The sequence below is a fragment of the Alteromonas sp. CyTr2 genome, from assembly GCF_947311905.1.
Taxonomy (GTDB): Bacteria; Pseudomonadota; Gammaproteobacteria; order Enterobacterales; family Alteromonadaceae; genus Alteromonas; species Alteromonas macleodii.
The window spans coordinates 55362-66436 of record NZ_CAMZMZ010000025.1; the positions used below are offsets into that span (position 1 = coordinate 55362).

At 46.2% G+C, this 11075-nt stretch carries 7 protein-coding genes; 6 read left to right on the forward strand and 1 reads right to left on the reverse strand.

Features of this window, described 5'->3' with window-relative positions; translation table 11 throughout:
* Positions 1-64 precede the first annotated feature (64 nt).
* The 5 genes from QME20_RS13605 to QME20_RS13625 all read left to right on the forward strand — a co-directional run bounded on the left by QME20_RS13605 (position 65) and on the right by QME20_RS13625 (position 8473).
* Positions 65-1153, forward strand: a complete 1089-nt coding sequence (locus QME20_RS13605) for an alpha/beta fold hydrolase (RefSeq protein WP_187289714.1) — start codon at positions 65-67, stop codon at positions 1151-1153.
* 235 nt (positions 1154-1388) lie between these two features.
* The gene (locus QME20_RS13610; protein ID WP_281716072.1) at positions 1389-1850 is read left to right on the forward strand and encodes a hypothetical protein; all 462 of its coding nucleotides are present in this window, start codon (positions 1389-1391) and stop codon (positions 1848-1850) included.
* 188 nt (positions 1851-2038) lie between these two features.
* Positions 2039-3460: a TolC family protein gene (locus QME20_RS13615; protein WP_281716073.1), complete on the forward strand. Its 1422-nt coding sequence runs from the start codon at positions 2039-2041 to the stop codon at positions 3458-3460.
* A gap of 5 nt (positions 3461-3465) precedes the next feature.
* Complete coding sequence (locus QME20_RS13620) at positions 3466-5205, forward strand: efflux RND transporter periplasmic adaptor subunit (protein WP_281716074.1); 1740 nt, start codon at positions 3466-3468, stop codon at positions 5203-5205.
* Entirely contained in the window at positions 5198-8473 is a 3276-nt protein-coding gene (locus QME20_RS13625; RefSeq protein WP_281716075.1) for an efflux RND transporter permease subunit, read from the forward strand. Before QME20_RS13620 ends, QME20_RS13625 begins: the two co-directional genes overlap by 8 nt.
* A gap of 85 nt (positions 8474-8558) precedes the next feature.
* Here the strand turns inward: QME20_RS13625 and QME20_RS13630 are convergent, their stop codons facing one another.
* Positions 8559-9773, reverse strand: coding sequence for a dipeptidase (locus tag QME20_RS13630; protein WP_014950440.1), 1215 nt, complete (start codon positions 9771-9773; stop codon positions 8559-8561).
* Positions 9774-10165: 392 nt separating this feature from the next.
* Between QME20_RS13630 and QME20_RS13635 the strand changes: the two genes are divergently transcribed.
* Entirely contained in the window at positions 10166-10936 is a 771-nt protein-coding gene (locus tag QME20_RS13635) for a SapC family protein (protein ID WP_014950439.1), read from the forward strand.
* Positions 10937-11075: the final 139 nt, after the last annotated feature.

Below are 11075 nucleotides of genomic sequence, written 5' to 3' on the forward strand. Positions count from 1 at the left end.
TCACAAGAAACGGGAGCATGGTAAACTGCTCCCGTTTTTTATTAATTATCCGTAGCGGAGAATAATAGTGTCATCGAAGTTTTTTGTAAAAATGCTCATAGGTATTGTTGCGCTTTTAGGTGTAAATATGGCTATAGCCGCAAATTTATCTATACCCGATACGAGCGAAATGAAAAGCAGAAGTTTTTCAGACCTTCAAAATCAGTTCAAAGCATTTTACGAAAAAGAGTGGGGCCAAACCCAGCCGTGTAGAGAAACGGCACTCAATCGTTTTTCGGTATGCAGCAACGTATTGCGCAATGAAGGCAATTCGCCTTTCATGCTGACCAACAAATCAAGCAGCAAGGTGGCAGTGCTTATCCACGGCTTAAGCGACTCACCTTTCTTCATGCGTGAAATCGCCAACATCTTATTTGAACAGGGTTTCACTGTAGTCGTGCCGCTTTTGCCTGGGCATGGTAAACGAGATGCCGACGATGACATGTCTGACTGGGATTTAGCTGAGCGCTGGCAGGGGCATGTTGATGAAGTCATTAAATTGGCTGATAGCATGGGTGATACTTTGCTTGTAGGTGGCTTCTCTACAGGTGGTGCGCTGGCGGTTGAACATTATCTGGATAGTGCAGGAAACGAAGTAAATAATATTGATGGTCTTATGCTATTTTCTGGCGCGCTGGCGCTGTCTGATAATGCTGAAAGTATGTCTCGAATTTGGGGCATTAAACTTTTAGCCAGAATTATTGATGGAACCTATCAAACTCATGGCCCCAACCCTTATAAGTATCCAAATGTGGCAGGTTTAGCAGGGTTGGAATTGATGGATTTAATAAACATCATTCGGGACAAAGTCGAGGAAGGACAGCAAATTGAAGTGCCGCTTTTTGCCGCTCATTCTCAAGCTGATGTAACCACGCCAATTCGCGGCATAGAGCAGTTAATGGACGCAAGTAAAGGTCCGAATACTTTTTTCGTTATCGATGAATCGTACGGGTTGTGCCATGCAGATTTAGTTGTGAATACAAGCTTGCTCAATAAAATGAATTTCAACGCAAGCATGGTTAATCAGCAAGAAGAGTGTGCGGTACCTAAAGCAAACCCGCTATTTTCAACCATGGGCCTTATGTTGCGAGATTACCTGTCTCAGTTTGAATAAGTTACTGGGGCCTGTTGACCTCTGGTGTACAACAAAGGTCAACAGGCCCTAGCTTAGCGACATTAACGGCTAGCTTTACTGCTTGGTTACATCACGCTATTATTTCGTTGCGCAATAGACAGCAATATTTTGAGTACAGTATTTGAGAAAGTTTCGGATTAGTTTAACGCGCAAACGGTATAGGTCGGCGAATGCAAGTTCGTTTATCCTTACACTGTTTTTAATGGTGGCCCTCGTGTCGTCAGGTAGCGCTGTATCTATCGAACATTCATACGAACATGCCCATTCAATGTCGGTGATGACACCGCAGTCGGATGCTGCTCATGCTTACCATCAGGTTCGAATACCTGAGTCTGCTAATACACATTGTCAGCACCAAGAATTGTCATCACAACATGCGGATTTAAGTGCTAAAAACAGCAAGAGCAAACCCGCTCAGTTCGACGGCGTAAAAGTTAGCGATGCAGGCGTGAAAAGCGTGAAAGCATCGCAGATGAGTGACATGTCTTGCTGCAAGGATGAATGTAATTGCCCAGCCGATCACTGTTTTAATCTTAGCGCGAGTGCGCTTATTCAGCCTACCGTTGAAACCGAAATATCGGTAGCCAGAATGGCTGCCACTGCACCTATACTGGGGCAGCGCTCATCTCCTCACTTCGGGCAGTTTCGCCCACCTAAGTCACTTTTCACAGCATAGATCTATCTCGCGGATTTATTTCGCAGCAGAGACGTTTTTATGTCACGACGTCGTCTTGTCGTTTTGAGATGTCTCTAATCTTTTATCTATGTAACGCGTGGTAAGCCTTTTTGCTAATCCCCTTTGTCGAATTTAGCGAAGAGCGGGGCAACGTCAACACGCCTTACACCTGAAAAGTGATGTTATACATGAGCAACTATTCGGTACCCAAAAAAGTGAACGAAAGCGCTAACAGACCTTGTAAAGTAAGCGCTTTGTTCGCCTTAATTTTTGTGCTTTCTTCTTTTTTGATGGCTAATAAGCCCGTTGTCGCGCAGACCCTAAGCCTGGAACAAGCGCTGCAGTTAGCTATTCAATACGACCCTTTGCTTAAAGGGAATGCGCATCGAAAGGATCGCTTTAATGCAGAAGCTGAAGCGTCATCATATTGGGCAAATCCTCAGGTTTCAGCGTCTGTACAAAACTTGCCTACCGACGGCTTCGTATTTGACCAAGAGCCTATGACGCAATTTAAAGTTGGTTTGAAGCAGCAGTTACCGCGAGGCGATGAAAACCTCTACAGCCAGCAAAAGTATCAGGTTATGGCTGATCAAATGTCGGTAGAGAGCCAAGCGAGAAAGGCGTGGCTTAAACGTGAGGTTACCCTTACCTGGTTAGATTGGGTCTATGCAACACGTCGCATTGGATTATTGGACAAAGAGAAATCATTGCTTACACAGCTACTCGATTTTACTGACTCCAGATACAGCCAAGGCGTTGGTGCAGCGGCGCAACAAGACATACTGCAAGTGCGCTTGGCATTGTTGTCACTAGACGACAAATATGTGCAGGCCTACCAGCAAAAAAATGAAGCGAGATCGGCACTTTCAAAATGGTTTGGTGCGCCGCTAGATGAATCTGTAAGCGCACCGCTGGCTCAATCAACGCAAGAATCAACGCTTTCTTATCCAAAGCGTATCGAGCTCGATGCTATCTTAAACGACAGCAACCTAAGCCTTTCTTCGTTCTTAACGGTTATTGATAGCAGTGAGCCTTTTTCAATACTACAGCATCATCCTGAGGCTATGCTGCTTCAAATTCAGACCCAGATAGAAGCGCAAAATGTGAACATAGCGCGAGAGCAAACTAAGTCTCAGTGGGCATTTGAAGCAAGTTATGGATACAGACAAGATGCGCAAAATGGCGCAAGCCGAGCTGATTTTGTGTCATTGGGTGTTCAAGTAGACCTTCCGTTTTTCAATAAATCTCGTCAAGACGCTTCAATAGCCGCAGCGGCTTCCAAAATGAGTGCGTCTGAAACGGATTTCCGCTTGAAAGTGAACGAGCTTGCCGCGAATGCAGAGGTGCTTAAATCACGCTTGTCAGCGCTAAGTGAGCGCAAAGCGCTTTATGAAACGGCGTTAATTGATGAAACACAGCAACTTTCTGAAGCTGAACTGACAGCTTACACCACAGACACCGGTGATATTAGTGATGTTGTCAATGCCAACCTCAAGCAAGTACAAGTGCAGGATGATTTACTCAAAATCGACATCGAGCGCGCCAGAACACTGGCGTCACTTGCTTATTTGTACCTGCCCACTCACGCCCATTTTTCGAATAAAGAGTAGTTAATATGACATCTTCAACTCACCCTGCTCCAGATACAAAAAGCACACTAATAAAAGGTTTGCTAATAGGTCTGCTATTTGGCGGCCTGATAGCGTTCGGCTTGGCCTCACTATTGTTGTCTGATTCATCAAAACACGGAAATGGTGAAAGTGCCCACAGCGGAGTAAATACCCACAGCGATAAAAGTGCCCACAGCGATAATAAAGCCCCTTTATATTGGGTAGCGCCTATGGATGACAGCTATCGCCGTGACAAACCGGGAAAGTCACCGATGGGAATGGACTTAGTGCCCGTATACGCCAATGACGACGCAACGTCTGCGAAAAGTAATGAGCGTTCGCCTGGTACCGTAATGATTCCGCCAAATGTACAGCACAATATAGGGGTTAAAGTCGCGCCCGTTACCATTGGAACACTTCAACAGACCGTAACGGCGGTGGGCAACGTTGCTTACGATGAAGATAGCATTGTGCACATCCACCCTAGAGTATCAGGTTGGGTCGACAGGCTTTTCATTAAATCCCAAGGAGAGCAAGTAGAAAAAGGACAGGCACTTTATACCCTGTATTCTCCAGAATTAGTTAGCGCACAAGAAGAATACGTTTTAGCTCTTAAGCGAGGAGATTCACGTTTAATTGAGGGCGCCGCCGAGCGCCTAAGAACTCTAGGGCTATCAAAGGGCGTTATCGAAGAATTGCAGAAAAGTAGACGGGTAGCACAAACCGTCACATTTAACGCGCCGCAAAGCGGTGTAGTAGAAGCGCTGAATATCAGGGAAGGATTTTACGTTCAGCCCGGGACAACCTTGATGAGCATCGCACAGCTAGATACAGTGTGGGTGATTGCAGAGGTGCCTGAAAAGTACGCGCAAATCATAGCGCCTTATAATGGCGCTGTGGTTACCCTCGACGAAATGGACCATGGGTCCGATGCTAAATGGGAAAGTCACGTAGAGTATATTTATCCGTCTTTGTCAGAAACAACCCGAACCTTGAAAGTGCGCATACCGCTAAACAATAACAATCACACGTTAAAGCCCAATATGTTTGCTCACGTTGTAATTACGCCTACTCAACGCAAGGCGGCGTTACTGGTTCCTCGCAGTGCCGTTATTCGCACGGCAGAGGGCGCAAAAGTGGTACTCAGTGATGGCGATGGCAATTTTAAGTCGGTACGCGTAACACTGGGGCAAAGCGATAGTACACATTTTGAAGTAGTTGAAGGCTTGCTCCCCGAGGATGATGTTGTGGTATCAGCACAATTTTTGATTGATTCAGAGTCGTCGAAAAGCAGTGACTTTGAGCGAATGAAAGCGCCCGATCACCAGGCCACGACAACAGGTACAATTGAGGCAATTGAATTGCCAGCTGACACCGAAACGAATGGCGCTTCGAATAACGCAACGTTAGTAATCGCTCGCGGGCCGATTGAAAAATGGGGGCGGGGACCTGCGACAATGTCATTTGCGGTATCAAAGCATATTGACTTATCTCAGTTTAGTGAAGGTGACAACATCATGTTCACCTTTGTGACTGGCGAAGAATTCACGGTTATTGATATGCGAAAGCGTAGTGAAAATGCGGTGGACAAGGGCATGGTGCATGACTCAGGTCACAGCAATCATAAACATGATGCAGGCAACCTGAAGAGTAATGGAGAGCAAAGCGATGCTCACAAGTCGATGGTTCACAAGTCGGCAGAACAAAAATCGATAAATCATAAGGAGCATATGCACCATGATTGAATCGGTAATTCGCTGGTCGGTAAACAATAGAATACTGGTATTGCTGAGCGCTATTATGCTCAGTATTGCTGGTGTCTGGGCGGTGAAAAATACCCCCGTTGATGCTATCCCTGATTTATCTGATGTCCAAGTCATAGTGAAAGTAAGCTATCCCGGTCAGTCGCCGCAAGTGGTGGAAGATCAGGTGACGTTTCCTCTCACCTCTGCGCTAATGTCAGTGCCTGGCGCACAGACGGTGCGAGGGTATTCATTCTTCGGCGATGCCTACGTATATATAATCTTTGATGATGATACAGACATGTACTGGGCTCGAAGCCGTGTTCTGGAATACTTAAGCCAAGCGTCTTCGCAACTTCCAGAAGGCGTGACACCTCAGTTAGGTCCAGATGCGACAGGGGTAGGTTGGGTTTACATTTATGCGTTGGAGAACGATGCTAGTCAGCCAAATGCGCTAGATGCTGGTGAGTTAAGGGCGTTGCAAGACTGGTTCTTAAAGTTTGAGCTTCAGTCAGTTGAAGGCGTTTCTGAAGTTGCGTCTGTTGGAGGGATGGTTAAACAATACCAAGTTATTGTCGACCCTGAAAAATTACGTGCCTACAACATTCAGCCATCCATGATAGAAATTGCCCTTAAACGGGGTAACCGCGCGTCAGGCGCTTCGGTTATTGAAATGGCCGAGGCAGAGTACATGGTTAGTGCGCAAAGCTACATTCAGGGCATTGACGACATACTGTCGTTGCCTACAGGCGTTATCAAGGACGGCGTTAGCATAACGATTAATGATGTAGCACAAGTGGTAGAAAGCCCGTTGATGCGCCGCGGTATTGCTGAACTAAACGGGAATGGCGAAACCGTGGGTGGCATTATAGTGATGCGCTATGGCGAAAACGCAAAAGCCACTATCGATGCGGTTAAAGCTAAGCTGGATTCATTAAAAGCGAGCTTGCCGGAAGGGGTGAATATCGTTCCCGTGTACGATCGCTCCACCCTTATTGATAAGTCCGTCGATACCCTCACCAATAAGTTGGTGGAGGAATTGCTGGTTGTTGGTTTGGTATGCGCTATCTTCTTGTTTCACATACGTTCATCTATGGTTGCGCTAATCAGTTTGCCTATTGGTATTCTCGCCGCGTTTATCGTAATGAAGCTGCAGGGACTTAATGCCAACATCATGTCTTTAGGTGGCATTGCTATCGCTATTGGTGCAATGGTGGATGGCGCTATTGTTGTGGTTGAAAATTTACACAAGCACATTCATCAGCATGCTGTTTCATCAAGTCAGGGAGCCTCAGCGAGTCAAAGGGATTCAGCGAGTCAAAGGGATTCAGCAAGTCAGGTTGGGTCAGGGAGTGCCCAGTCGCGAACACCTATACCAACCTTTGCGCCAACATCTGCAAAGCTTTCGGCAGTCAAACGTTGGGAACTGGTGATTAAGTCGACCACTGAAGTTGGCCCAGCTTTATTCTTTGCGCTCCTAATTATAACCGTATCCTTTATTCCTGTTTTTGCGTTAGAAGCACAAGAAGGGCGTCTTTTTGCGCCTCTTGCCTTTACCAAAACCTATGCCATGGCAGCAGCTGCGGCGCTGGCAATTACTTTAGTTCCTGTGCTGGCGGGTTATTTCGTACGCGGAAAAATACGATCTGAAGCCCAGAACCCGGTAAATCGAGCTTTAGAACGTGTGTATCAGCCATTGCTAACGCGGCTGCTTAACTACCCACTGCTCACCTTGGCGGGGGCATTTTGCTTATTGCTTTCCATGTACTGGCCGTTAAACCAACTAGGTAGCGAATTTATGCCCGAACTGGACGAAGGCGATTTGATGTATATGCCTACTACCTATCCGGGTATTTCAGTGGGTAAAGCCAGAGAGCTTTTACAGCAGACGGACAAGCTTATTGCAACCTTGCCCGAGGTTGAAACGGTATTCGGGAAAATTGGACGCGCAGATACGGCCACAGACCCTGCACCATTGACGATGATTGAAACCTTCATTCAGCTTAAACCGAAAGCCCAGTGGAGGGCGGGCATGACCACTGAAAAGCTCAAAGAAGAGCTTAACGCTCTGGTGCAATTTCCAGGGCTGACCAATGCGTGGGTAATGCCAATTAAAACCCGTATCGACATGTTGGCAACCGGGATAAAAACCCCTGTTGGGATCAAGATTGCGGGGCCTGACCTAGCAGGCATTGAAGCCATAGGAAAGGATATTGAGATACTGCTTAAAGACCTGCCCAATACAGCATCAGTATACGCTGAGCGTGTGGTGGGTGGCCGTTACGTTTATATCGATATCGACAGGCAGTTGGCGGCGCGCTACGGCATGACGATAGACGATGTTCACAGTATTGTAGGCTCGGCAGTGGGCGGCAAAGTGGTTACACAATCAGTGGAAGGGCGTGAGCGTTTTCCTATTGCCATGCGCTTTTTACAGCACTACCGCGATACGCCTGAATCTTTAGCATCCATGCCTTTCGTCACACCAAGCGGTGTTCACATTACCCTTGGCGATGTGGCGACCGTGCGTATTGACGACGGGCCGGCTGGGATTAAAAGTGAAAATGCCCGATTAAACGGATGGGTATACATTGATATCTCGTCAGACTCAGCCACGGGTATTGACTTAGGGGGTTATGTAGATAGCGCAAAACGTCATTTGTCAGAGCAACTTGATTTACCCACTGGATACTCCATTACGTGGGCGGGGCAGTTTGCTTACCTTGAGCGCGCGAAAGCAAAACTGTCGGTGGTTATACCGCTAACGTTAGCCATTATCTGCCTTTTGCTTTATCTGGCATTTAAACGCCTTCGCGATGTGGCACTCATACTCGCGACCTTACCGTTGGCGCTGGTGGGCAGTGTATGGTTGCTTTACCTTCTTAACTTCAATCTGTCGGTGGCGGTAGGTGTTGGGTTTATTGCCTTAGCAGGTGTAGCGGTAGAAATAGGCGTTATCATGCTGGTCTATCTAAACCAATATGTATCAGATGCACTTACTAAGCACGAAACAGAAAATGGCAACACTAAAAAAGATGCGCTTGTGAAAAAGGCTATTGTCCATGCCGCCTCGGCAAGACTTCGCCCAGTTATGATGACATCGCTTTCTATTATTGTTGGCTTGTTGCCTGTGCTTTATGCCACTGGAACTGGTAGTGAAGTGATGCAGCGAATTGCGGCGCCTATGGTAGGCGGTATGGCGAGTGCACTGGTATTAACACTGTTGGTATTGCCAAGCGCGTTTTACTTAATTGTGTCACGCAAAAAATAATAGAGTTGAAAGTGCAGTAGAGTAGATAAAGCATGTGGAAGCGATAACACGCTTCCCTACGCTTCATTTTTAAAGCATTGCGCGACTAGTGCGCTTTCGCATAGTCTTCCACTTGTTGCCAAACGCGCAAAAGGTTTCCGCTCAATATCTTTTCAATGTCGGTACGGCTATAACCTCTATCCAGCAATCCTTGTACTAGGTTTGGAAAACTCGCCACGTCTTTAAGCCCAATGGGGAGTGAGTCACCTACACCGTCATAGTCTGAACCAATACCCACGTGATCAACACCAATCAGTTTTACCACGTGATCGATATGGTCAAGCACTTCATCAAGGGTTGAATAAGGGTATGGCACTTCTTTGCGATAATTCTCTTCAAAGTTCTCTAGCTTAGGGCTGTCTTCGCCTTCTTTTTCAACCAAGGCTTTGCGCGCTGCAGTAAGACCACTACGCCACTTTCCAGCTTCTTTAGATACAAAACTAGAACCAAAGTTAATCATAATAACACCGCCATTTTCGCCGAGTTTTTTGATCATCTCGTCGTCCATGTTGCGCTCAAAACCGGGGGTAAAGCGGCGCAGTGAAGAATGTGACGCTATAACTGGCACCTTTGTTAACTCAATAACTTGGTAAAAGGCGTCGTCAGACACATGGGAAATATCCAGCATAATACCAATGTTGTTCATTTCGCCCACTAAGGTTTTGCCAAACGGGCTAAGGCCTTTCCATTTTCTGCGCAGGTCATACGAAGAGTCAGAAATGTGGTTAGCTTGACTATGAGCAAGGGTGATGTAGCGAATCCCGCGCTCGTAAAAAGCCGTTAGATTCGCCAAGTCACCTTGAATAGGAGAACCATTTTCCATGCCCATTGGCAGTGAAATTAACCCTTTTTCAAATTGGGCTTTTACGTCAGAAGGGCTTTTAGCAATGGCAAATTTATCAGGTGCACGGGCAACAATGGCTTCTACTGAATCGATGAGCTCATGGGCAAGCTGCGTAGATTCTGGAGAGTTGTCTAAACTAGCAGGCACGTAAATACTCATAAAAGGGGCGTTCAAACCACCAGATACTGCACGAGGGTAGTCGAAGTCGCCGTCCTGCGTGGCTTTAGTGACATCAACCCACTTTTCCTTTACGCGATAAGGAACATCAATGTGTCCATCAACAATAATAGTTTCTTGTGCGATCTTGATAGCTTTTTCAGATGCTGAATAAGTAGAGGTCTCAGCAAGTACAGAGTGTGAAGCAAAAAGCGCAGAGATAAGTAATGCGCAAGATGAGAGTGGGAAGCGCCCCTTCATAGAAAATCCTTATTTTGTTTTTTATCGCTTAGGTCAACAACCGCTAACTTAATAGCAATACGAGACTAAAGGATAATGCGCACTGCGACAATAGGCTTTTACTTGCTATGCATTTACCCCAGATTGCTCTCGCTAAGCCCTAAATTAGTCGATATTGCTCATTTTTAGAGCGCTTGTGCTTGTTTACTTCAAGTTTACATTGCAATAAAAATTTAAAACTTGTTATGGTGAAGACTGCGTGACTTCATTGCGCGAATACGGGATACTCCCAAGCGCTCCGCCAATTATCGATGACTACTATGCATCAGCGCGGCCGACGTAATTTTTTAGTGGCACCCGCTCTTCTCACATAATCAAGCCGGGGCCACAGCTAACAAGTATGAGAAATAAATATGGCTATTAATTTTGTACCGCTAGATAAAGAAAAGCATAAAGACCTAAAGGTTGCGGTAAATACATCTTTCAGCTTTGCGAAAAATACACACCTTGCAGCAGCAACGATCCGTGAATTTGCACAACTAGCTGCGACAATGCCGCTAGTGTTCATTGAAGACACTACATCAAAGCGTCACCACGTTGTGACTATGCTTGGTATGGAACAAGGTCAAAACCTTTTTCTAACTGGCGACAGCTGGAAAGGCCCTCACGTTCCAATGAACATCCTTCGCTATCCATTTGACGTGCGTCCAGACGGCGACAAGCTTGGCGTTTACATTGATGAAAACTCTGACCTTATTTCTGACGAAGGCCAAGCGCTATTCACTGAAGCTGGTGAAGCAAGCGAGTTCCTAGATAACCGTCAGAAATTCCTAGCAGACCTTGCGAATAGCGAAATGCTAACTCAGCGTTTTGTTGCGAAAGTCGTTGAACTGGACCTTCTTGATCCAATTCAAATTCGCCTTACTTACCAAGATGGTAAACAGCGCAATGTTACCGGCATGATGAGTATCAACGAGAAGAAGCTTCTTGAGCTGCCAGAAGAGCAGGTGCTTGAGCTACACAAGCAAGGCTTCCTAGGTGCTATCTACGCAGTAATGATGTCTGTTGGTCAGCTAAACCGCCTTGTTGAGCTTTCTAACGACACAGAAAACCCAATTCGCAGCATGCAGCTTTCTGCGGTTAAAGCAGAAGAAGCAGCACCCGAAGCGGCGCCAAACGCGTAATCGCTCCCTCATTTTGAAGTTTAAAAGCCCGCAAAGTTGCGTAATGCCGATCAGTTAAGAAAATTTTCATGATCGGTTGACCGATCTTTTTAAGGCTTCAAAATCCGATATCAGTCTCTGGTATCGGATTTTTTAATGT

Excerpts from the sequence above, each read along its gene's own strand:
- QME20_RS13615 (WP_281716073.1), top strand. The coding sequence starts at position 2,039 with ATGAGCAACTATTCGGTACCCAAAAAAGTGAACGAAAGCGCTAACAGA.
- QME20_RS13620 (WP_281716074.1), top strand. The coding sequence starts at position 3,466 with ATGACATCTTCAACTCACCCTGCTCCAGATACAAAAAGCACACTAATA.
- QME20_RS13625 (WP_281716075.1), top strand. The coding sequence starts at position 5,198 with ATGATTGAATCGGTAATTCGCTGGTCGGTAAACAATAGAATACTGGTA.
- QME20_RS13630 (WP_014950440.1), bottom strand. The coding sequence starts at position 9,773 with ATGAAGGGGCGCTTCCCACTCTCATCTTGCGCATTACTTATCTCTGCG.
- QME20_RS13635 (WP_014950439.1), top strand. The coding sequence starts at position 10,166 with ATGGCTATTAATTTTGTACCGCTAGATAAAGAAAAGCATAAAGACCTA.